Source organism: Modestobacter sp. SSW1-42, from assembly GCF_046635825.1.
GTDB lineage: Bacteria > Actinomycetota > Actinomycetes > Mycobacteriales > Geodermatophilaceae > Modestobacter.
Window position 1 is genome coordinate 404,510 of the sequence record NZ_JBISCA010000002.1, and the last position, 22,210, is coordinate 426,719.

Below are 22,210 nucleotides of genomic sequence, written 5' to 3' on the forward strand. Positions count from 1 at the left end.
GGGCGGACCCGGCGACCTGCCTCACCGCCGGGCGCAGGCCGCCTCAGACGCGGGCGCGCCGCCGGCGGATCTGCCACACCGCGGTGACCGCCTCGACGGCGATCGCCGGCGCCATCTTCGACTCCCCGAACTGCCGGTCGCGGAAGACGATCGGCACCTCGGCCACGACCGCCCCCCGCTGCACCGCCCGGAACGTGGTCTCGATCTGGAAGGCGTAGCCCTCGGACGTGGCGACGTCGAGGTCGAGCCCGCCCAGCAGCGGCGTGCGCCAGGCCTTGAACCCGCCGGTGAGGTCCTGGACGGGCAGTCCGAGGACGGTGCGGGCGTAGCGGTTGCCGAACGACGACAGCGCGCGGCGGTGCCACGGCCAGTCGGCCACCGCGCCGCCGGGCACGTACCGCGAGCCCAGCACCAGGTCGGCGTCGGCGGTACGGGCCAGCAGGGCGTCGACCGCGGCCGGGTCGTGCGAGCCGTCGACGTCCATCTGCACGACGACGTCGAAGCGCCCCTCGGCCAGCGCCCAGCCGAAGCCGGCGACGTAGGCCGAGCCCAGCCCGAGCTTCCCGGACCGCTCGATCAGGTGCACCCGGCCGGGGTGGGCCGCGGCCAGCTCGCGGACCCGGGCGCCGGTGCCGTCGGGTGACCCGTCGTCGACGACGAGCACCTCCGGCCGCGAGGGCCGGGCGAGGACGGCGGTGACGTGCGCCCCGATGTTCTCGATCTCGTCGTACGTCGGGGACACGACCAGGACACGCACGCTGTTGATCTCCACTCCCGGGCGAGGAGCTCGGCGCTCCCGGTCGGTGCGACCTTACGGAGCCGGGTGCCGCTGCCCGGGCAGGCCGGCGGTGAACGCGGCCACCAGCCGCTCGGCCGCCCGCGCCGGGGGCAGCCCGCCGGCGAGCACCGCGGCCTCCAGCTCCGGCACCAGCGCGGCCACCTCCGGCTGGGTGCGCAGCCGGTGGTCCAGGCCGTCGCGCACGAGCTGCCACATCCAGCGCACCTGCTGCTCCCGGCGCCGCCGGTCCAGCGCACCGGAGTCGCGCAGCCGGTCCTGGTGGGCCACCAGCGCGGCCCACACCTCGGGCACGCCGGCGCCGGTGAGCCCCGCGCAGGTGAGCACCGGCACGGCGTCGGCGGGCCCGCGCAGCATCCGCACCGCGCCGGCCAGCTCCCGGGCGGCCCGGCGCGCGTCGGCCTCCCCCGGGCCGTCGGCCTTGTTTACCGCGATGACGTCGGCGATCTCGAGGATCCCGCGCTTGATGCCCTGCAGCTGGTCGCCGGTGCGGGCCAGGGTCAGGAAGAGGAACGAGTCCACCATCTCCGCGACGGTCACCTCCGACTGCCCGACGCCCACGGTCTCGACCAGCACGACGTCGTGCCCGGCGGCCTCCACGACCACCATCGACTCGCGGGTGGCCTGAGCGACCCCGCCGAGCGTGCCGGCGGTGGGCGCGGGCCGGATGAACGCCCGCGGGTCGACCGCCAGCCGCGACATCCGGGTCTTGTCGCCCAGGATCGAGCCGCCCGACCGCGTGGAGGAGGGGTCGACGGCGAGCACCGCCACCCGGGCGCCGGCCGCGGTCAGCGTCGTCCCGAGGGTGTCGATGAAGGTGGACTTGCCGACCCCGGGGACACCGCTGATGCCCACCCGCCGGGCCGCCCCGGCGTGCGGCAGCAGGGCGCCGAGCAGCTCCTGGGCCGCGTCCCGGTGGTCGCCGCGGGTGGACTCCACCAGCGTGATCGCCCGCGCCGTCGCCCGCCGGTCGCCACCGAGCACCCCGTCCACGAGCGTGGCGACGTCGACCGGGCGGCCACCCGGGAGGCCAAAGTCGCGACTTTGGCCCCCCGTCATGGGTGACCCAGCCGTCCGGACAGCGTGGACAGCAGCTCCTGCGCGGCGTCGGCGATGACCGTGCCCGGCGGGAAGACCGCGGCGGCACCCATCTCGCGCAGCGTCGGGACGTCGTCGGGCGGGATGACGCCCCCGACCACCACGAGGACGTCGTCGGCGCCCAGCTCGGTCAGCGCGGCGCGCAGCGCGGGCACCAGCGTCAGGTGCCCGGCGGCCAGCGAGGAGACGCCGACGACGTGCACGTCGGCCTCGACGGCCTGGCGGGCGACCTCCTCGGGCGTCTGGAACAGCGGGCCGACGTCGACGTCGAAACCGAGGTCGGCGAAGGCGGTGGCGATCACCTTCTGCCCGCGGTCGTGGCCGTCCTGGCCCATCTTGGCCACCAGGATCCGGGGACGGCGGCCCTCGGCCTCGGCGAACGCCGCGGCCTGCGCCCGGGTCTCCTCCACGGCGGCGGACCCGCCGGCCTCGTCGCGGTACACACCGGAGATGGTGCGCACCTGGCCGGCGTGCCGCCCGTAGACGGCCTCCAGCGCGTCGGAGATCTCCCCCACCGTCGCCCGGGCCCGCGCCGCGTCGACGGCCAGCGCGAGCAGGTTCTGCTCCAACCCGGGCCCCCGGCGGCCCTCGGCGGCAGCGCGGGCGGCGTCGGTGAGCCGGCGCAGCGTCTCCTCCACCGCGCGGGGGTCGCGGGTGGCCCGCAGCTCGGCGAGCCGGGCCCGCTGCTGGGCGAGGACGTCGGCGTTGTCGACGCGCAGCACCTCGACCGGCTCGTCGGTGTCGACCCGGTAGCGGTTGACCCCGATCACCGGCTGGGTGCCTGCGTCGATCCGCGCCTGGGTGCGGGCGGCGGCCTCCTCGATGCGCAGCTTGGGGATGCCGTCGTCGATCGCCCGGGCCATCCCGCCGTGCGCGGCGACCTCCTCGATGTGCCCCCAGGCTCGCCGGGCGAGGTCACGGGTGAGCCGCTCCACGTGCGCCGAGCCACCCCAGGGGTCGACGACCCGCGTCGTCCCGGACTCCTGCTGGAGCAGCAGCTGGGTGTTGCGGGCGATCCGGGCGGAGGAGTCGGTGGGCAGCGCCAGCGCCTCGTCCAGGGCGTTGGTGTGCAGGGACTGCGTGCCGCCCTGGGTGGCGGCCATCGCCTCCAGGCAGGTGCGGACGACGTTGTTGTAGACGTCCTGCGCGGTCAGCGACCAGCCCGAGGTCTGGCAGTGGGTGCGCAGCGACATCGACTTCGCCGTGGTGCCGCCGGCCTCGCGCACCAGCCGGGCCCACAGCAGCCGCCCGGCCCGCAGCTTCGCGACCTCCATGAAGAAGTCCATGCCGATGCCGAAGAAGAAGCTCAGCCGCGGGGCGAACGCGTCGACGTCCAGCCCGGCGCCCCGGCCGGCCGCGAGGTACTCCACGCCGTCGGCGAGGGTGTAGGCCAGCTCCAGGTCGGCCGTCGCCCCGGCCTCCTGGATGTGGTAGCCGGAGATCGAGATCGAGTTGTACCGCGGCATCCGCGCGGAGGTGAACGCGAAGATGTCGCTGATCACCTGCATCGAGGGCCCGGGCGGGTAGATGTAGGTGTTGCGGACCATGAACTCCTTGAGGATGTCGTTCTGGATGGTCCCCGTGAGCTGCTCCGGTGCCACCCCCTGCTCCTCCGCGGCGACCACGTAGAGCGCGAGCACCGGCAGCACGGCGCCGTTCATGGTCATCGACACGCTCATCCGGTCCAGCGGGATGCCGTCGAAGAGCTGCCGCATGTCCAGGATCGAGTCGATCGCCACCCCGGCCATCCCGACGTCGCCGACCACCCGCGGGTGGTCGGAGTCGTAACCGCGGTGGGTGGGCAGGTCGAACGCGACGCTCAGCCCCTTCTGCCCGGCGGCGAGGTTGCGCCGGTAGAAGGCGTTGGAGGCCGCCGCGGTGGAGAACCCGGCGTACTGCCGCACCGTCCACGGCTGGGTCGTGTACATCGTCGGGTAGGGCCCGCGCAGGAACGGCGGGACGCCCGGGAGGGTGTCCAGGAAGTCGGCGCCGGCCAGGTCGGCCGCGGTCGCCAGCGGCGGGACGTCGATCCCCTCCGGCGTCCGCCAGGTCGCCTCGGCCACGCGGTGCCCGGACACCCGCTCGTACTCGGCGGCCCAGTCGGCGGAGCCGGGGCGCGGGGCGCCCAGCTCCAGGTCACCGAAGTCGGGGATCGCGCTCACGCCCGCACCTCCACGTCGTCGTCGGGACGGCCAAAGTCGTGACTTTGGCCGTCCGAGGGGCCAAAGTCGCGACTTCGGCCGTCGGGGATGAGCGCAGACAGCACGGTGGTGAGGACCGCCAGGGCGTCGCAGCCGGTGTGCAGGTGGCCGTCGACGCCCTCGACCTCGGCGCTGCCGGCCAGCCAGACCTGGGTGGCGCCGGCGGCGCGCAGCTCGGCGGCCAGCTCGGCGGCGCGGTCGGCGTAGTCGCGGTCGGTGCCGCAGATGCAGGCCACCGTCGTCCCGGCCAGGCCGCTCGCGCCGTCGCCGGTGGGGGTCGCCAGGCCGCCGGCGGCGAACAGGTTGGCGGCGAAACCGGCCCGGGCGGTGTGCCGGGCGGCCGGGCCGATGGTGGCCAGGTACACCGCCGGGCGGGGCTCGACGGCCTCGACCCGGTCGCGCAGCTCCTCGAACGCGGCCGCGGCACGCACCCGGGGCAGCCCGCCGGACGGCGGCGCCGGGGCGGGACGGCGCACGGGCAGCACCTCGGCCGGGTCGGGGAACTCGCTGACCCCGGTGACCGGGTCGGTGCGGGTGGCCAGCCGCCGCTCGCGGTCGGCCCAGGCGGCGGCGAGCCGGTCGGCGACCAGGCCGGAGTCCAACGCCGCGGCCAGCCCGCCGGCGCGCTCGATCTCGGTGAACCAGGCCCAGGCCGCCTCGGCCAGCGCGGCGGTGAGCGACTCGACGTACCAGGAGCCGCCGGCCGGGTCGAGCACGCGGGCCAGCGACCCCTCCTCCACCAGCAGGCTCTGCGTGTTGCGGGCGATCCGCCGGGCGAAGGCGTCGGGCAGGCCGAGGGCGGCGTCGAAGGGCTGCACGGTGACCACGTCGGCGCCGCCCACCCCGGCGGCGAAGCAGGCCACGGTCGTGCGCAGCATGTTCACCCAGGGGTCGTGCCGGGTGACCATGACGTCGGAGGTCACCGCGTGCTGGCGCTGCGCGCGGGCCGCCGGCGACGCCCCGCTGGCCTCCCCCACCCGGTCCCACAGCCGGCGCGCGGCGCGCAGCGCGGCGATGGTCGTGAACTGGTCGGCGCTCGCCGACAACCGGAACTCCAGCTGGCCGAACGCCTCGTCGACGGTCAGGCCACCGTCGGTGAGCGCCCGCAGGTAGGCGACCCCGGCGGCGGTGGCGCAGCCGAGCTCCTCGACCACCGACCCGCCCGCGCCGGCGAACACCGTGCCGTCGACGACGACCGAGCGCAGGCCCGGGTGCGCCTGTGCCCGCCGGGCCAGCGCCGCCAGCCCGCCGAGGTCCTGCGGCCGGCCGGTCGCGGCCTGCTCGCCGAGGGGGTCCAGGCCCAGGCAGCTGCCCGGGGCCAGGTCGGTGCGGCCGGCGACCAGGTCGAGGAACGCCTCGGCCGCGGCCACCCCGCCCTGCAGCGTCACCGGCGCGAGGTCGAGCAGCACCCCGTCGAGCACCCGGCCCAGCGCCTCCACCGGCACCGCGCCCTCGCCGAGCACCAGCCACAGCGAGGAGACGCCGTTCTCCAGGTCGGCGAGCACCGCCTCGCCGGTGCGGGCGACGTCGGGGTCGGCGTGCCGCTGCCGCACGTCCCAGCCGGCCGGCACGTCGGGGTCACCACTGCCCACGCGGGACCCGCGGACGAACGGCGGCCGCCCGGGCACCCCGGCCCGCGCGGCGAGGTCGCCGGCGTCCTCGGCGGTGTAGAGCGGGCCCACGGTCACCCCGGTGGCGACCGGGTGCCGCAGCGCGTCCTCGACCGCCTCCGGCGCGACGTCCCGGCCGGACCTGCGCAGCACGCCGGCCACCAGCTCCCGCCACTGCGCGCGGGTGGCGGGCGGGAAGTCGCCGGCCAGCACCAGCTGCTCGGGCGGTGTCGGCGGGGCCGGCACCTCGGCGTCCGGGCTCGCCGGGGCGGCGACGTCCCCGGCGTCGGGGACGGGCCGGTCGGGGGTGCTCATCGTCGGGGTGCTGCCTCTCCGGTCGCGAGGGAGCAGACGCTACCGGGGGTCCGCGGCGGCCACGGGGGCGTCGGCGGACAGGGCGTGCAGCGCGGTGCGGGCCAGCAGCCGCACCCCGACCCCGATGGCCCGCTCGTCGACGTCGAAGGTGCCGCGGTGCAGGTCCAGCGGCTGGCCGCCGCCGTGGGTGCCCAGCCGGGCGAGCGCGATCGGCATCGCCTCGGCGAACCAGCCGAAGTCCTCCCCGCCCATGCTCTGCGGCGACAGCGCCACGCCCTCGCTGCCCACCGTCTCCAGGGCCGCCGAGCGCAGCAGCGCGACGCTGCGCGGGTCGTTGACCACCGGCGGCACCCCGCGCACGTACTCGATCTGCACGGCCGCGCCAGAGGCCTCGGCGACCTCGGTGACCAGCCGGCGCACGAGCTCCTCGGCCTGGCTCCACACCGACCGGTCCAGCACCCGCAGCGTGCCGCGCAGCTGGCCGGTCTCGGGGATGGTGTTGGCCGCGACGCCGGCGCTGAGCGCACCCCACACGAGCGACAGCGCCGAGCGCGGGTCGACCAGCCGGGACAGCAGCCCCGGCACCTCGGTCACCACCCGGCCCATGGCGTGCACCAGGTCGACGGTCAGCTGCGGGCGGGCGGTGTGCCCGCCGGGCCCGGTGAGGGTGACCTCGACCCGGTCGCAGGCGGCGGTGATCGCACCGGTGCGCAGGCCGACCTTCCCGACGTCCAACGAGGGGTCGCAGTGCAGCGCGAACGCGCGGCTGGCGCCGGCCAGCACGCCCTCCTCGAGCACCTGCAGCCCGCCGCCGGGGACCTGCTCCTCGGCCGGCTGGAAGACGCAGCGCACCGTGCCGGGGAGGTCGTCGAGAGAGGCCAGCGCCAGGGCGACGCCCAGCAGCACGGTGGTGTGCACGTCGTGGCCGCAGGCGTGGGCGAGCCCGTGCCGGGTGGAGGCGTACGGGACGTCCTTGAGGTCGGTCAGCGGCAGGGCGTCGATGTCGGCGCGCAGCACGACCACCGGGCCGGCGTCCGGATCGCCGCCGACGTCGCAGACGAGCCCGGTGCCGCCCTCGAGCCGGCGCGGCTGCAGCCCGGCCCGGGTCAGCCGCGACTCCAGGAACGCGGTGGTCTCGTGCTCGGCGAACCCCAGCTCGGGGTGGGCGTGCAGGTGCCGCCGGACGGCGACCAGCTCGGCCTGGTGCGCCCGCGCCCAGCCGTCGACCGCGGCGCTCCGGACGTCCTCGCCCGGGCGCCCCGCGCCGTCCGCTGCCGCCGTGCGCACGTCGTCCCCGCTCACTCCTGGGTCGCCCGCGGGAGGCCGTCGCGCAGCTCGGCCAGCAGGCTGTCGACGACCGGCTCCAGCGCGCCGCCGTGCGCGGCGGCGACGGCCCGCTGCCGCGCAGCGGAGCCGCCGGTCGCCACGATGCGGCGGACGTCGGCCAGCTCGGCCGCGCAGCCCAGCTCCCGGGCGACGGGCAGCAGCTCGTCGACCAGCTCGTCGAGCGCCTCGCGGACCGGTCGCACGGTGCCGGCGTCGTCGACGACGATCGCGGCGTCCAGGCCGTACCGGGACGCGCGCCACTTGTTCTCCCGCGCCACCCAGCCGGCGGGCACGGGCAGGGTCTCGCCACGGTCGAGCGCCCGGTCGAAGGTCTCGACCAGGCACTGCGCCAGCGCGGCGACCGCGCCGATCTCGTCGAGGTTGGTCAGGCCGTCGCAGATGCGCAGCTCGACCGTGCCGAAGTCCGGGTGCGGGCGGATGTCCCACCACACCTCGCGGACGCTCTGCACCGACCCGCTGGCGATCAGCGTGGCCATGTACTGCTCGAACTCCGACCAGTCGGAGAGCTGGTGGGGCAGCCCCGCGGTCGGCATGCCCTCGAACACCAGCGCGCGGGAGGACGACAGCCCGGTGTCGATGCCGTCCCAGTAGGGCGAGGACGCCGACAGCGCGAGGAAGTGCGGCACGTAGGCGGTGAGCGCGTTGACGACCGGGATCGCCTTCTCCTGCCCGCGGACGCCGACGTGCACGTGCACCCCGAAGATCTGCATCCGCCGGACGACCCACTGCATGCGCTCGACCAGCTCGGCGTAGCGCTCCTTGGGCGAGATCTGCTGGCTCTCCCAGGGCGTGAACGGGTGGCTGCCGGCGCACATCACGCCCAGGCCGCGGCGGTCGGCGGCCTGGACCACCTCGGCCAGCGTGGCGGCGAGGTCGGCCTTGGCCTCGGCGACGGTGGTGCAGATGCCGGTGATGATCTCTACGGTCGACTGCAGCAGCTCGTGCTTGGCCTTGGGGTGCTCGTCGAGCCCCTCGGGGGTGAGCTCGGCCAGGATCTCGGTCGCCCCCGCGGTCAGCGCGCGGGTCTCCCGGTCGATCAGCTGGAGCTCCCACTCCACCCCCAGGCTGGAGCGCTCGGACGCGTGGAAGGGGATCTGCACGCTGGGAGTCTAGGCAGCGCAGCCGCAGGTCACCGGCCGAGCGACCACCTGCCGGGACGCCGCCCCACGGACGCCGCCGCCGCGCTGGGTTAGCGTCGGTGCGTGAGCTCGCCGAAGCACTCCCCCGCCGACCCCACCGTCCTGGCCGCCCGCGCGGCCGAGGACCTCACCGCCGCGCTCGGTGGCCGGCACGACGTCGCCGTGGTGATGGGCTCGGGCTGGGCGCCCGCTGCCGACGCCTTCGGGGAGACGCTGGCCAGCGTGGAGATCGGGCAGCTGCCCGGCTTCTCCGCCCCCACCGTCAGCGGGCACGGCGGCGAGGTGCGCTCGGTCTCCGTCGGCGGCCGCAAGGTGCTGCTGTTCCTGGGCCGCACGCACCTCTACGAGGGCCGCGGCGTCCAGCCGGTCGTGCACGGCATCCGGACGGCGGCCGCCGCCGGGGTCCGCACCGTGCTGCTCACCAACGCCGCGGGCGGGCTGTCGCCGGACCACCGGGTCGGCCAGGCGGTGCTCATCAGCGACCACCTGAACCTCACCGCGACGTCCCCGCTGGTCGGCGCCACCTTCGTCGACCTCACCGACCTGTACTCGGCCCGGCTGCGCGCGCTGGCGCGGGAGATCGACCCGGCGCTGGCCGAGGGCGTCTACGCCGCCCTGCCGGGCCCGCACTTCGAGACCCCGGCCGAGATCCGGATGCTGCGCACCCTGGGCGCGGACCTGGTCGGCATGTCCACCGCGCTCGAGGCGATCGCGGCCCGCGCCGCGGGCGTCGAGGTGTTCGGCCTGTCGATGGTCACCAACGCCGCCGCCGGCATCACCGGCGAGGCCCTCGACCACAGCGAGGTGCTGGCCGCGGGCAAGGAGGCCGCGGGCCGGCTCGGGCAGTTCCTCGTCCAGCTGATCAGCCGGCTGCCGTGACCGGGCCCGACGACCTGCTGACCCGGGCCCGCGCCTGGGCCGCCGACGACCCGCACGCCGGCGACCGGGCCGAGGTCGAGGCGCTCGTGGCCGCCGGTGACGAGGCCGAGCTCGCCCGTCGGTTCACCGGTCCGCTGACCTTCGGCACCGCCGGGCTGCGCGGCCCGCTGCGGGCCGGGCCGGCCGGGATGAACGCCGCCGTGGTCACCCGCGCCGCCGCCGGTCTGGGCTCCTGGCTGGACGCGCACGGGCACGCCGGCGGTGGCGTCGTCATCGGCTACGACGCCCGGCACCGCTCCGACGAGTTCGCGCACACCTCCGCCGCCGTGCTCAGCGCCGCCGGGTTCGCCGTCCAGGTGCTGCCCCGCCCGCTGCCCACGCCGGTGCTGTCGTACGCCGTCCGGCACCTGGGCGCGGTCGCCGGGGTGATGGTGACCGCGAGCCACAACCCGCCGCAGGACAACGGCTACAAGGTCTACCTCGCCGACGGCGCGCAGCTGGTGCCGCCGGCCGACCGGCAGATCGAGGCGGCCATCGCCGCGGTCGGCCCGGCCCGCGCGGTGCCGCTGTCCGACGACTGGCTCACCCTCGGCGACGACGTCGAGGCCGACTACGTCGCCGCGGTCGTCGACGCCCTGCAGCCCGGCCGGGTCCGGCTGGCCGACCGGCAGCACCTGCGGGTGGCCTACACGGCGATGCACGGCGTCGGCTCGTCGACCACCCGGCGGGTGTTCGAGGCCGCCGGCTTCGCCCCGCTGCACGCGGTCGCCCAGCAGGACCGGCCCGACCCGGCCTTCCCGACCGTGGCCTTCCCGAACCCGGAAGAGCCCGGTGCGGTCGACCTGCTGGTCGACCTCGCCGTCCAGGTCGACGCCCACGTGGCCATCGCCGAGGACCCCGACGCCGACCGCTGCTCGGTGGTCTGCGACGACCGGCAGCTGACCGGCAACGAGGTCGGCGTCCTGCTGGCCGACTGGCTGCTGCGCCGCGGCGTGCGCGGCACCTACGCCCGGTCGCTGGTCAGCGGCTCGCTGCTGGGTGAGCTCGCCCGGGCGCACGGCGTGCCCGCCGAGGAGACGCCCACCGGGTTCAAGTGGATCATCCGGGCCGGCTCGGCGCAGGCCCCGCTGGTGTTCGGCTACGAGGAGGCGCTGGGCTACGCGGTCACGCCCTCGGTCGCCCACGACAAGGACGGCGTCTCCGCGGCGCTGGCCGTCGCGCTGCTGGCCGCCGAGCTCGCCGCCGAGGGCCGCACGCTCACCGACCGGCTCGACGAGCTGGCCGTCGAGCACGGCCTGTACGCCACCGGCCAGCTGTCGGTGCGGGTCGAGGACCTCACCCGCATCTCCGACGCGATGGCCCGGCTGCGGTCCGCTCCCCCGGCGCAGCTGCTCGGCCGGGACGTCGAGGTCACCGACCTGGCCGAGTCCGACCCGCCGGTGGACGCCGTCCGGCTGCGCGGGGAGGGCGTGCGGGTGATCGTGCGGCCCAGCGGCACCGAGCCCAAGCTCAAGGCCTACCTGGAGACCGTCGTCCCGGTGCCCGACCGGGCGGGGGTGGCCGCCGCACGCAGCCGCGGCGCCGACGAGCTGGACCGGCTGCGCGCCGAGATGTCGGCCGCCCTGGGGCTCTGACCCGCTCCCGGCCCGCGCCCGCGGGCACCGCACGGCACCACCGAAGGGTCCCTCTTGTCCTTGCTCGACCAGCAGGTCTCGTCCACGCCCGCGCCTCCCCGCCGGCACCGGACCGAGATCGAGGGGCTGCGCGCGCTCGCCGTCGCCCTCGTCGTCGGCTACCACGTCTCCAGCGGACGGGTCTCCGGCGGCGTGGACGTCTTCCTCGTCCTCACCGGCTTCTTCCTCGTCCGCACGCTGCAGGGCCAGCTCGCCCGCACCGGCCGGGTGGCCGTGCTGCCCACCCTCACGCGGACGCTGACCCGACTGCTGCCGCTCTCGCTGCTCGTCCTCGCCGTCACCCTCGTCGCGAGCGCGGTGGTCGTGCCGCAGTCGCGCTGGCGCGAGATCGCGCTGCACCTGCTCTCCTCGACGACGTTCCGGGAGAACCACCGGCTGGTGCAGGAGGCGGTCGACTACAGCGCGAGCAACGCCGCGGCCAGCCCCTTCCAGCACTTCTGGTCGCTGTCGATCCAGCTCCAGGTCCTGCTCGCCGCGCCCGTGGTGGTCGCGGTCGCCGCCGCCCTGCTCCGCCGCCGGGTCGCGCGGGTGGAGGGCCGGCGGGTCGCCGTGGCCGGGGTCGCCGCCGTCGCCGGCGCCTCCTTCGTCTGGTCGCTGGTGAGCACGCAGGCCGACCAGCAGGTCGCGTACTTCTCCACGGCGCCGCGGCTGTGGGAGCTGGGCGCCGGGGCGCTGGTCGCGCTGCTGCCGGCCGACGCGCGGGTCGGCCCGCGGGCCGCTGCACTGCTCGGCTGGGGCGGCGTCGTCGCCCTCGTGGCGTGCGGCGCCCTGCTCGACGGCGCGCACACGTTCCCCGGGTGGCAGGCGGCCTGGCCGGTGGCGTGCGCGGTGGCGGTCCTGCTGGCCGGCGACCGTGGTGGCCGCTTCGGCGTCCACCGGCTGCTGTCCCGGCCGGTGCTGGGCCGGCTCGGCCGGATCTCCTTCGCGCTGTACCTGTGGCACTGGCCGGTGCTGGTCCTGTACCTGGTGCACACCGGCCGCGAGTCACCGACGGTCGGGGGCGCGGTGGGCGTCGTCGGGGTGTCCTGGGCGCTGGCGGCGGTCACCTCCCGGCTGGTCGAGCAGCCGACCACCCGCGGGCTGCGCCGCCTGCGCCCGGCCGCGGCGCTGGGCGTCGTGGTGGCGTGCGCCCTGCCGCTGCTGGCGTCCGGGCTGGGCACGGTCGGCTGGCTGGACCGCGAGTCCGCCCGGGTCGCCGCGGCCGCCGACGACCCGGCCTACCCCGGCGCGGCGGCCCTGCTCGGCGCTGCCGGGGCCGTGCCCGAGCGCGATCCGCTGCCGTCGGAGTCGGTGGTCCGGGAGGACTGGCCGCGGCTGCCCGAGCAGGACTGCTCCGTCCTGGACGACCCGGCGGTGCCCGGGGAGACCGAGCTGTGCACGCTGGGCAGCGACGAGCGGGAACGGCGCATCGTCGTCGTCGGCGACTCGCACGCCGCGCAGTGGCTGCCGCCGCTCGCCGCGCTGGCCGCCGACCGCTCCTGGCAGGTGGTCTCGATCGTGCGGGGCGGGTGCAACCTGTCCACCGAGTCGGAGTTCGTCGAGGAGGGCTGGCCGGGCTACGAGGAGTGCGTCGCCTGGCGGTCCGGGCTGGTGGGCGTGATCACCGGCCTGGCACCGGACCTCGTGGTCGCCCTGGGCACCCGCACCGGCTACGCCCCGGGCGAGGAGGTGGTACCGCCCGGCTTCGTCGCCGCGTGGCAGCAGCTGTCGGACGCCGGACTGCGGGTGATCGGCATGCGGGACACCCCGCGGCACGCCGACGACGCCCCCGACTGCCTGGCCCGGTCGACGACGGGGCCCTCGGCCTGCGGCGTCGCCCCGGCCGACGTCTACACCGAGGGGCTGCTGGAGAGCGTCGGGCCGACCCTGCCCCCGGGGGTGGACCTGCTCGACACCCGGTCGTTCTTCTGCACCGACGAGACCTGTCCGGCCCTGGTCGGCAACGTCCGGGTGTACCTGGACCGCCAGCACGTGACCGCGACATACATGCGCACGACCGCGCCCCTGCTGGAACCGGAGCTGCTCGCCCTCACCGGCTGGTGACCGGCGCCGCGCGGCTCAGTTCCAGGTCGGGGGCACGTACAGCGGCTCGCCCGTGGCCGTGGGCGGGATGCCGGGAGGTGGGCCGTACCGGTTGGGGCGGGCGTCACCGCGGACGAAGCCGGTGAGCCCGAGCAGGGCCAGCTGGCCGAGCAGGGGCACGAACACGATCAGCACCACCCAGGCCGGCAGCCCGCGGTCGTGCAGCCGGGTGACGGCGCCGGAGATCGAGGCGGGCAGCGTCAACAGGCCCACGGCCTGCACGAACGGCCCGTAGTCCGGGACCCCCGTCTCCACCATCCGCTGCAGGTCGGTGTTGCCCAGCGCCAGGTCCGCGAGGAGCGCCAGCACGCTGAGGGCCGCCACCGGCAGGGCGTACTGCAGCCACCAGGTGCGCCGGTCGATCCGCCCCCGGCGCACGTACCACTCCCAGATGCTCACGCGCCCAGTGTCCCCGCGTTCGGGGTCCGGGGCGGGCAGGCGTCCCGCCCGGTCACGCCGCCACGGTCTCCCGGCAGCCCGAGCCCAGCGAGCGCCGGGCCGCCTCGAGCACCCGGACGACGTCCCGGCCGAAGGCCGCGTCGCAGGGGTGCGCGCCGCCGGTCAGCGCCGCGGCCTGCAGCTCGTCGACGGCGACCCGGTGCGCGTCGGTGGCGGTGTCGGACTCCGGCAGCAGCACCAGCCGGCCGGCGTCGCCGTGCACCCAGGACTCGATGCCGGCCGCCATCGGGGCCGCGGTGGAGCTGAGCGTGACCGTGCTGGTGCGCCCCGCGGTGTGGGTGAGCACCAAGTGCACCAGGTCGCCCAGCCCGGCGCCGGCCTGCACCGCGGTGACCGGGCCGAGCGCGGGGACGAGCAGCGAGAGCGCGTGCGGGCCGACGTCCCACAGGGCGCCGTGCTCGTGCCGCCACGGCGAGTCGTCGAACGGGGTGCCGGCCAGCGAGCCCAGCCAGGTGACCGAGCCGCCGGTCAGCGTCGTCCGGGCGGCCTGCTCGAGCCAGGTGGAGGTCGCCGTCCGGAAGCGGTTGGTGAAGAAGACGACCGAGGCCACGCCCGCTGCCTCCGTGGCGGCCACCACCCGGTCGGCGGCGGCGAGGGACAGCGCGACCGGCTTCTCCAGCAGCAGGTGCTTGCCGGCCGCGGCGGCGCGCTCGGCGAGCGGGGCCTGCACGTCCGGGGGCAGCGAGATGCTCACGGCGTCGACGTCGGCCAGCAGCGCGTCGAGGTCGTCGGTGCCCCGGACGTCGAACTCCGCGGCGGCGTCCTGCGCCTTGCCCAGGTCACGGCCCCAGATGCCCACGAGCTCGGCGGAGGGGTACCCGGCCAGCGAGGCCGCGTGCACGGTGCGGGCCCAGAAGCCCGTGCCCAGGACGGCGAACCGCACCTCAGACCGAGCCGAACTGGCGGTCTCCGGCGTCGCCGAGGCCCGGGACGATGTAGGCGTGCTCGTTGAGCCGCTCGTCGACGCTGGCGGTGAAGACGCGCAGCGGCAGCCCGGACTCCTCGAGCCGCTGCAGCCCCTCGGGGGCGGCGAGGGCGCAGAGCACGGTGATGTCGGTGGCACCGCGGTCGGTGAGCAGGGTGCAGCAGTTCACCAGCGAGCCGCCGGTGGCCAGCATCGGGTCGAGGACGAACACGTGCCGGTCGACCAGCGACTCCGGCAGCGAGGCCATGTAGGGCTCGGGCTCGAAGGTGACCTCGTTGCGGGCCAGCCCGACGAAGCCCATCTGCGACTCCGGCAGCATGCTGTGCGCGGTGTCGGCCATGCCCAGCCCGGCGCGCAGCACCGGCACGATCAGCGGCGGGCCGGCCAGCCGGTAGCCGGTCGTGGTGGTGACCGGGGTGGTGATCGGGTCCTCGGCGACCGCGAGGTCGCGGGTGGCCTCGTAGACGAGGAAGGTCGTCAGGTCCCGCAGCGCGGCGCGGAAGGTGGCGTTGTCGCTGCGCTCGTCGCGCATCTTCGACAGACGGGCACGGGCGAGCGGGTGGTCGACGACGGTCAGCTGCACGCCGCACACCGTAACGGCCGCGGTGGCGTCCCGGACCGGCCCCGCTGCAGGGACCTGCGCCGCGGGGAGCGGGGCGTGGCGGGCAGCGCGCCCTCCCTCAGGACGGCGGGTCGCCCGCGGTGCGCTCGGCGTGGTGGCAGCGCTCCTGGTAGGCGAGCAGGTCGGCCAGCCGCACCCGGCGGTGGCGCCGCGGCTGGTCGTAGGGGATGACGCCGGAGTCCAGCAGCCGCACGAGCGTGGGCCGGCTGACGCCCAGCAGGACCGCGGCCTGCTGGGTCGACAGCACCGGCTCGTGGCAGGACAGCGTCACCGGGTGCCCCCCGGCCAGCGCGGCCGCGGCGTGCGCGAGCACCTCGACCAGCTCGGCGGGCAGCGCCCGGCGCTCACCGTCGTCCGGCCCGACGGACCAGGAGACGCCCGCGGGCAGGGCGGCGAGCAGCTCGCCCAGCTCGGCCAGGACGGTGGCGTCGGCCGGCGGGTCGACGGTGTGGTCAGCAACAGCCGCGGAGTGCACACCGGGATGGTAAGCCGTTCAGTTCGCCCAAGTCGAACAAATCGAACAACGCTGTTAGGCTGACCTCACCGCCGCCCGTCCTACCCGGGAGACGCATGACCGCACTGCTCGCCCTGCACCTGGCGGCCGCCCTGGCCGCCCCGCTCCTCGTGCGCCGGTGGGGACGGTCGGCCTTCCTGGCCCTGGCCCTGGTCCCCGGCGTCGCCTTCGGCTGGGTGCTGGCGCAGCTGGCCGCGGTCACCGACGGCCGTGCGGTCACCGAGACGACGCCCTGGATCCCCACGCTCGACCTGGCGATCACGCTGCGGCTGGACCAGCTCTCGCTCACCCTGGCCTCGCTGGTCACCGGGGTCGGCGCCCTCGTGCTGGTCTACTGCGCGCGCTACTTCGAGCCCGACGACGAGGGGCTGGGCCGGTTCGCCGGCACACTCACCGCCTTCGCCGGTTCCATGCTCGGCCTCGTCCTGGCCGACGACATGCTCCTGCTGTACGTCTTCTGGGAGCTCACGACCGTCTTCTCGTTCCTGCTGATCGGCGGCTCCGGCGGCCGGCTGGCCGGGCGGCGCGCCGCCAGCCAGGCGCTGGTGCTCACCACCGCCGGCGGGCTGGCGATGCTGGTCGGGCTCATCCTGCTCGGCCAGGCCAGCGGCTCGTACCTCCTGTCGGAGGTCGTCGCCGACCCGGGCAGCGGCCCGCTGGTGGTCACCGGCACGCTGCTGGTGCTGGTCGGGGCGATCACCAAGTCGGCGATGGTCCCGTTCCACTTCTGGCTGCCCGCCGCCATGGAGGCACCCACCCCGGTCAGCGCCTACCTGCACGCCGCCGCCATGGTGAAGGGCGGCATCTACCTGGTGGCCCGGCTGGCGCCGGGCCTCGCCGACGTGCCCGGCTGGCGGCCGGTCGTGCTCGGCCTGGGCCTGGCCACCATGTTGGTGGGCGGCTACCGCGCGCTGCGCCAGCACGACCTGAAGCTGCTGCTGGCCTTCGGCACCGTCAGCCAGCTGGGCTTCCTCATGGTGCTGGTCGGCGCCGGCAGCGCCGAGCTGGCCGCGGCCGGCCTGGTGATGACCGTCGCGCACGCGCTGTTCAAGTCCACGCTCTTCCTCACCGTCGGCGTGATCGACCACGCCACCGGCGTCCGCGACCTGCGCCGACTGTCCGGCCTGGGCCGGCGGCTGCCGGTGCTCGCCGTCATCGGCACGCTGGCCGCGGCCTCGATGGCCGGCCTCCCGCCGCTGCTGGGCTTCGTCGGCAAGGAGGCGGCCTTCACCGCGCTGCTGGACGGCGGCCTGCCGGACCGGACGGCGGCGCTGCTGGTGCTGACCGGCCTGGTGCTCGGCTCGGTGCTGACCGTGGCGTACTCGGCCCGCTTCGTCTGGGGCGCCTTCGCCCGCAAGCCCGGGCTGGCCGCGACCGAGCCCGCTGCGCTGGTCCACCCGCCGGGCCCGCTGTTCCTGACCGCGCCGGCGCTGCTCGCGCTCTGCGGCCTGGCGCTGGGGCCGGCCAGCCCGCTGCTCGACCGCCTGGTCGCCGGCCACGCCGCCGCCCTGCCGCTGCTCGCCCCCGAGGCCGAGCACCTGGCGCTGTGGCACGGCCTGCAGCCGGCGCTCGCGCTGTCGGCGGTGACCGTCGTCGCTGGCGCACTCCTGTTCGCCGCCCGCGCCCGGGTCACCCGGGTGCAGCAGCGGCTGGCCGTCGGGGCCTCGGCCGACGAGGGGTACTGGAACACCATGCAGGGCCTGGACCGCCTCGCGGTGCTGGTCACCGGCACCACGCAGCGCGGCTCGCTGCCGGCCTACCTCGGCACGATCCTGGTCGTCGTCCTGGCGCTGCCGGGCAGCGTGCTGGTGTTCCGCGCGCCGTGGCCCGGCGAGTGGCGGGCGTGGGACTCCCCCGTGCAGGCCCTGGTCGGCGCCACCGCGCTGGTGGCCGCGGTGCTGGCCGTGCGGATCCGGCAGCGGCTGTCGGCCGTGCTGGTCGTCGGGGTCACCGGCTACGCGCTGGCCGTGCTGTTCGTCCTGCAGGGCGCGCCCGACCTGGCGCTGACCCAGTTCCTGGTCGAGACGCTGTCGCTGGTCACCTTCGTGCTGGTGCTGCGTAAGCTGCCCAAGGACATCACCGAGCGGCACCGGCCGCGCGAGCGTGCCCTCCGCGGCGTGGTGGCCGTCTGCGTGGGCGCCTTCATGGCCGCGGTGGGCGCGGTCGCGCTGGCCGCCCGCACCGCTGCGCCGGTGTCGGTCGACTACCCGGCGGAGGCCTACTCCTTCGGCGGGGGCGAGAACATCGTCAACGTCACCCTGGTCGACATCCGCGCCTGGGACACCCTCGGCGAGATCTCGCTGCTGGTGGTGGCCGCCACCGGCGTGGCCAGCCTGGTCTTCCTGCGCCGGCGCACCGGCGCCGTCGAGCGCGCACCCGGCCAGGCCCCCGCCTCGCCCCCGACCCGCTGGGCGCCCCGGAACCGGTGGCTGGCCGCGTCCGCGACGCTGCCCCCGCAGCGCCGCTCGGTCGTGCTCGAGGTCGTCACCCGGGTGCTGTTCCACACGATCGTCGTGTTCTCGCTGTACCTGCTGTTCACCGGGCACAACGAGCCCGGCGGCGGGTTCGCCGGCGGGCTGGTGGCCGGGCTCGCGCTGGTGCTGCGCTACCTGGCCGGCGGCCGCTACGAGCTCGGTGAGGCCGCTCCGGTCGACCCCGGCCTGCTGATGGGCGCCGGGCTGCTGTTCGCCGGCGGCACCGGCGTGGTCGGGCTGACGCTGGGCGCCGAGGTGCTCCAGACGGCGATCCTGCAGACCACCCTGCCGGTGCTGGGCGACGTGAAGCTGGTGACCTCGCTGTTCTTCGACATCGGCGTCTACCTGATCGTCCTGGGCCTGGTGCTCGACGTCCTCCGCAGCCTCGGCGCCGAGCTCGACCGCCAGGTCGACGAGGACGACCCCGTCGACTCGACCCCCGAGGAGGTGATCGTCCGATGACCCCCACCGTCGTCCTGCCCGTGGTCATCGGCGGCCTGTACGCCGCCGGCGTCTACCTGCTGATGGACCGCAGCCTCACCCGCGTGCTGCTGGGCTTCCTGCTGCTGGGCAACGCCACCAACCTGCTGCTGCTGTCCAGCGGCGGGCCGGCCGGGCTGGCCCCGATCCTGGGCGTCGCCGAGCCCGAGGAGATGAGCGACCCGCTCCCGCAGGCCTTCGCGCTGACCGCCGTGGTGATCACCTTCGGGATCACCGCCTTCCTGCTCGCGGTGATCTACCGGTCCTGGCGGCTGGTCCGCCAGGAGGTGGTCGGCGTCGACGAGGAGGACCGCCGGGTCGCGGCCCGCGAGGCGATGGACGCCGACGACCTCGACCCCGACGACCTGGACCCCGCCGACCGGCCGGCCGCCCACGCCGACAGCCTGCCCGCCTCGTCCCCGGCCACCGCGGCCTCCGACGACGTCGACCTCCCCTCGACCACCCGGAGCCGCTCGTGACCAGCGTCCTGACGCCGCTGCCGGTGCTGCTGCCGCTGCTCGGGGCGGCCGGCGCGCTGCTGGTCGGCCGGCACCCCCGGACCCAGCGGACGCTCAGCATCCTGGTGCTCAGCGCCGTGCTGGCCGTGTCCGTGGCCCTGCTGGTGCTGGCCGACGCCGAGGGCGCGCAGGCGGTGTCGGTCGGCGGCTGGCCGGTGCCGCTGGGCGTCGTGCTCGTGGTCGACCGGCTCTCGGCGCTGATGCTGGTCGTGGCCAGCTCGGTCGCCCTCGCGGTGCTGGTGTTCGCCGTGGGCCAGGGCTCGGCCGACGGCGACGAGGAGACACCGCTGTCGATCTTCCACCCGACCTTCCTGGTGCTGATCGCCGGCGTGAGCAACGCGTTCCTGGCCGGCGACCTGTTCAACCTCTACGTCGGCTTCGAGATCCTGCTGACCGCCAGCTACGTGCTGCTGACCCTGGGCGGCTCGGCGCCGCGCATCCGGGCCGGCATCACCTACATCGTGGTCAGCCTGCTCAGCTCGCTGCTCTTCCTGGCCGCCATCGCGCTCGTCTACGCCGCGACCGGCACCGTCAACATGGCCCAGCTCGCCGTCCGGCTGGCCGAGCTCCCCGAGGGCACCCAGCTGCTGCTGCAGTCGATGCTGCTCGTCGCCTTCTGCATCAAGGCCGCGGTGTTCCCGCTGTCGGCGTGGCTGCCCGACAGCTACCCGACCGCGCCCGCACCGGTCACCGCCGTCTTCGCCGGTCTGCTCACCAAGGTCGGCGTGTACGCGGTCATCCGCACCCAGACCCTCCTGTTCCCCGGCGGGGCGCTCGACGACGTGCTGATGTGGGCCGCGCTGGCCACCATGGTGATCGGCATCCTGGGCGCGGTGGCGCAGACCGACATCCGCCGCATCCTGTCCTTCACCCTGGTCAGCCACATCGGCTACATGGTCTTCGGCATCGCCCTCGGGACGACGGCCGGCCTGGCCGGGGCGGTCTTCTACGTCGCCCACCACATCGCCATCCAGACCACGCTCTTCCTGGTCGCCGGCCTGGTCGAGCGGCAGGGCGGGTCGACGTCGGTCGACCGGCTCGGCGGGCTGGCGCGCTCCTCCCCGCTGCTGGCCGTGCTGTTCTTCGTGCCGGCGATGAACCTGGCCGGCATCCCGCCGCTGTCGGGCTTCATCGGCAAGCTCGGGCTCCTGGAGGCCGGGGCGGCCGACGGCAGCTGGCCGGCGATGGTGCTGGTCGGCGGGGCCGTCGTGACCAGCCTGCTCACCCTGGTCGCCGTCGCCCGGGTCTGGACCCGGGCCTTCTGGCGGCCCGCGGTGCAGGCACCCGGCGCCGACACCGCCGCCGCCGCGGCGGCCGACGCGGGACCCGAGACGGCGCCGGAGCCGGTCGGGGTGGCCGCCGGCGGCCCGGCCCCGGCCACCGGCGGCAGCACCGCCGCGCGCCGCCGTCCCCGGACGGTGGCCCGCGCGCGGGCCTGGGCCCGGCACACCGCCGTGGCCACGGACACCGGGCCGTCCCGGGACGGCTTCGGTGACCGGCACCTGGACCCCCGCCCCGGCCCCGACCGGCCGCTGCCGGGCGTGATGCTCGGGGCCACCGCCGCGATGGTCGCCCTGACCGTGGCGCTCACGGTGGTCGCCGGGCCGCTGTACGGCTTCACCGACCGCGCTGCCGGCGACCTGCTGGACCGCACGCCCTACCTGGAGTCGGTCTTCGGCGGGGAGGTGGTGGAGTGACCGCCCCCGACGTGGCGCTCCGCCGGCTGCGGGACCAGGTGCCGCTGCTGGTGGCCCTGGTGCTGGTCTGGAACCTGCTGTGGGGCACCTGGTCCTGGGCGAACCTCATCTCGGGCACCGTGGTCGCCGTCGCCGTCACCTGGCTGCTCCCGCTGCCCCCGGTGACCGGCGGCGCGGCGTTCCACCCGGTCGCGGTGCTCCGCTACCTCGTGCGCTTCGTGTTCGACCTGGCCACCTCCAGCGCCCAGGTCGCCTGGGCCGCCGTCCGCCCGGGCACGCTGGAGGACGGCGCGATCATCACCGTCGCCCTGCGCACCGACTCCGACCTGCTGCTCACGCTGGTCACCGAGTCGCTGTCGCTGGTGCCCGGCTCGCTGGTCATCGACCTGGACCGCGAGCAGCGCACCGTCGCGCTGCACCTGCTGGCCGTCCGCAACCTGGCCGCGGTCGAGCGGCAGCGGGCCTCGGTGCTCGCCACCGAGGAGCGCGTGGTGCGCGCCTTCGGCCGGGCCGAGGACATCGCCGCGCTCGACACCGCCCCCCTCGACACCGCCGCCCCCGACACCGCCGACCGGGGCCCCCGCCGACCGGGACCCCGCCCCGGGGAGAGGACCACGTCATGACCGTCGTCTCCGTGCTCGCCTTCGCGATGCTGGGCACGGGCGTGCTGTTCGCGCTCGTGCGCCTGGCCCTGGGCCCCTCGCTGCTAGACCGGGTGGTGGCCACCGACGCGCTGCTGGTCATCATCTCCGCCGGGCTGGCCGTCTACGCCGCCCTCACCCGCGACCGGACCGTCGTCCCGGTGCTGGTGGTGGTCGCCCTGCTCGGCTTCGTCGGCACCGTCTCGGTGGCCCGCTACATCGGCGGCATGCTGCCCGAGCCGGCCGACGACCCCGGCACGCCCGGGGCCACGACGGCCGGCGACGCGCCCGCCGAGGAGGTGCGGCCGTGAACGACGTGGACTCCGTGGCCGACGTCGTCGCCATGGCCTGCCTGCTCCTGGGCGCGTTCCTCTGCCTCACCGCCGGGGTCGGTCTGCTGCGCTTCCGGGACGTGCTGTCCCGGATGCACGCCGGCACCAAGCCGCAGGCGGTGGGCGTGCTGCTGATCATGACGGGCGCCGCGATCCGGCTGACCGGCTCGTCGGTGACCTGGATGCTGCTGCTGGTCGCGTTCTTCCAGCTGCTGACCGCGCCGGTCAGCGCGCACCTGGTGAGCCGGATCGCCTACCGGCGCCGTCACGTGCGCCGCGACCGCCTGCTCGTCGACGAGCTGGCCGGCACCCGGCCGCCCGCGCCACCCGAGGGCGGGGCGCCGGGCGGCCCGTGACCCGGGTGGGCGCCGCTGCCCGGTCGGGAAC

19 protein-coding genes are annotated in these 22,210 nt (G+C 76.0%); 9 read left to right on the plus strand and 10 right to left on the minus strand.

The annotated features are described in order from the left end of the window. Nucleotides 1–43: 43 nt before the first annotated feature. From ACGBYP_RS07140 to ACGBYP_RS07165, 6 genes are read right to left on the minus strand one after another with little or no spacing between them, the layout of a single operon-like run. A complete protein-coding gene (locus tag ACGBYP_RS07140) occupies nt 44–757 on the minus strand; it encodes a polyprenol monophosphomannose synthase (protein WP_411582575.1) in 714 nt (237 codons plus the stop codon). 54 nt (nt 758–811) lie between these two features. Then, nucleotides 812–1,855, minus strand: coding sequence for a methylmalonyl Co-A mutase-associated GTPase MeaB (meaB, locus tag ACGBYP_RS07145; protein ID WP_411582576.1), 1,044 nt, complete (start codon nt 1,853–1,855; stop codon nt 812–814). Next, nucleotides 1,852–4,056, minus strand: a complete 2,205-nt coding sequence (scpA, locus tag ACGBYP_RS07150; RefSeq protein WP_411582577.1) for a methylmalonyl-CoA mutase — start codon at nt 4,054–4,056, stop codon at nt 1,852–1,854. The genes meaB and scpA overlap by 4 nt, the downstream gene beginning before the upstream one ends. Continuing rightward, nucleotides 4,053–6,020, minus strand: coding sequence for a methylmalonyl-CoA mutase subunit beta (locus tag ACGBYP_RS07155; protein ID WP_411582578.1), 1,968 nt, complete (start codon nt 6,018–6,020; stop codon nt 4,053–4,055). The genes scpA and ACGBYP_RS07155 overlap by 4 nt, the downstream gene beginning before the upstream one ends. A gap of 39 nt (nt 6,021–6,059) precedes the next feature. Then, a complete protein-coding gene (locus ACGBYP_RS07160) occupies nt 6,060–7,322 on the minus strand; it encodes an amidohydrolase (RefSeq protein ID WP_411582579.1) in 1,263 nt (420 codons plus the stop codon). Next, nucleotides 7,319–8,467, minus strand: coding sequence for a glutamate--cysteine ligase (locus tag ACGBYP_RS07165; RefSeq protein WP_411582580.1), 1,149 nt, complete (start codon nt 8,465–8,467; stop codon nt 7,319–7,321). Before ACGBYP_RS07165 ends, ACGBYP_RS07160 begins: the two co-directional genes overlap by 4 nt. A 102-nt stretch (nt 8,468–8,569) precedes the next feature. Between ACGBYP_RS07165 and ACGBYP_RS07170 the strand changes: the two genes are divergently transcribed. From ACGBYP_RS07170 to ACGBYP_RS07180, 3 genes are read left to right on the plus strand one after another with little or no spacing between them, the layout of a single operon-like run. Beyond that, entirely contained in the window at nt 8,570–9,385 is an 816-nt protein-coding gene (locus tag ACGBYP_RS07170) for a purine-nucleoside phosphorylase (RefSeq protein ID WP_411582581.1), read from the plus strand. After that, nucleotides 9,382–11,019 (plus strand): phospho-sugar mutase, encoded by a 1,638-nt coding sequence (locus ACGBYP_RS07175; protein ID WP_411582582.1) that lies wholly within the window; start codon nt 9,382–9,384, stop codon nt 11,017–11,019. Before ACGBYP_RS07170 ends, ACGBYP_RS07175 begins: the two co-directional genes overlap by 4 nt. 54 nt (nt 11,020–11,073) lie before the next feature. Continuing rightward, nucleotides 11,074–13,122, plus strand: a complete 2,049-nt coding sequence (locus ACGBYP_RS07180; protein ID WP_411582583.1) for an acyltransferase family protein — start codon at nt 11,074–11,076, stop codon at nt 13,120–13,122. A 15-nt stretch (nt 13,123–13,137) separates the two neighbouring features. Here the strand turns inward: ACGBYP_RS07180 and ACGBYP_RS07185 are convergent, their stop codons facing one another. The 4 genes from ACGBYP_RS07185 to ACGBYP_RS07200 form a co-directional block, all read right to left on the minus strand. Beyond that, complete coding sequence (locus ACGBYP_RS07185; protein WP_411582584.1) at nt 13,138–13,560, minus strand: DUF805 domain-containing protein; 423 nt, start codon at nt 13,558–13,560, stop codon at nt 13,138–13,140. 52 nt (nt 13,561–13,612) lie between these two features. Then, nucleotides 13,613–14,503, minus strand: a complete 891-nt coding sequence (locus tag ACGBYP_RS07190) for a Gfo/Idh/MocA family protein (protein ID WP_411582585.1) — start codon at nt 14,501–14,503, stop codon at nt 13,613–13,615. Nucleotide 14,504: 1 nt separating this feature from the next. Continuing rightward, on the minus strand, nt 14,505–15,128 hold the full coding sequence (gene upp / locus ACGBYP_RS07195) for a uracil phosphoribosyltransferase (RefSeq protein ID WP_411582586.1): 624 nt from the start codon (nt 15,126–15,128) through the stop codon (nt 14,505–14,507). A 97-nt stretch (nt 15,129–15,225) separates the two neighbouring features. Continuing rightward, the gene (locus ACGBYP_RS07200; protein ID WP_411582587.1) at nt 15,226–15,642 is read right to left on the minus strand and encodes a helix-turn-helix domain-containing protein; all 417 of its coding nucleotides are present in this window, start codon (nt 15,640–15,642) and stop codon (nt 15,226–15,228) included. A 95-nt stretch (nt 15,643–15,737) separates the two neighbouring features. Here ACGBYP_RS07200 and ACGBYP_RS07205 point away from each other — a divergent pair, with 95 nt between their 5' ends. Genes ACGBYP_RS07205 through mnhG form a run of 6 tightly spaced genes read left to right on the plus strand, consistent with a single transcriptional unit; the run spans nt 15,738 to nt 22,179 of the window. Further along, nucleotides 15,738–18,617, plus strand: coding sequence for a Na+/H+ antiporter subunit A (locus ACGBYP_RS07205; protein ID WP_411582588.1), 2,880 nt, complete (start codon nt 15,738–15,740; stop codon nt 18,615–18,617). Beyond that, a complete protein-coding gene (locus ACGBYP_RS07210; protein WP_411582589.1) occupies nt 18,614–19,114 on the plus strand; it encodes a Na(+)/H(+) antiporter subunit C in 501 nt (166 codons plus the stop codon). Before ACGBYP_RS07205 ends, ACGBYP_RS07210 begins: the two co-directional genes overlap by 4 nt. Then, nucleotides 19,111–20,850, plus strand: a complete 1,740-nt coding sequence (locus tag ACGBYP_RS07215; RefSeq protein ID WP_411582590.1) for a Na+/H+ antiporter subunit D — start codon at nt 19,111–19,113, stop codon at nt 20,848–20,850. The genes ACGBYP_RS07210 and ACGBYP_RS07215 overlap by 4 nt, the downstream gene beginning before the upstream one ends. After that, complete coding sequence (locus ACGBYP_RS07220; protein WP_411582591.1) at nt 20,847–21,473, plus strand: Na+/H+ antiporter subunit E; 627 nt, start codon at nt 20,847–20,849, stop codon at nt 21,471–21,473. Before ACGBYP_RS07215 ends, ACGBYP_RS07220 begins: the two co-directional genes overlap by 4 nt. Beyond that, nucleotides 21,470–21,802: a monovalent cation/H+ antiporter complex subunit F gene (locus ACGBYP_RS07225; protein WP_411582592.1), complete on the plus strand. Its 333-nt coding sequence runs from the start codon at nt 21,470–21,472 to the stop codon at nt 21,800–21,802. Before ACGBYP_RS07220 ends, ACGBYP_RS07225 begins: the two co-directional genes overlap by 4 nt. Continuing rightward, nucleotides 21,799–22,179 carry a monovalent cation/H(+) antiporter subunit G gene (gene mnhG / locus ACGBYP_RS07230; protein WP_411582593.1) on the plus strand — a complete coding sequence of 127 codons (381 nt, stop codon included), beginning with the start codon at nt 21,799–21,801 and terminating at the stop codon, nt 22,177–22,179. The genes ACGBYP_RS07225 and mnhG overlap by 4 nt, the downstream gene beginning before the upstream one ends. The last annotated feature ends 31 nt before the right edge of the window (nt 22,180–22,210 follow it).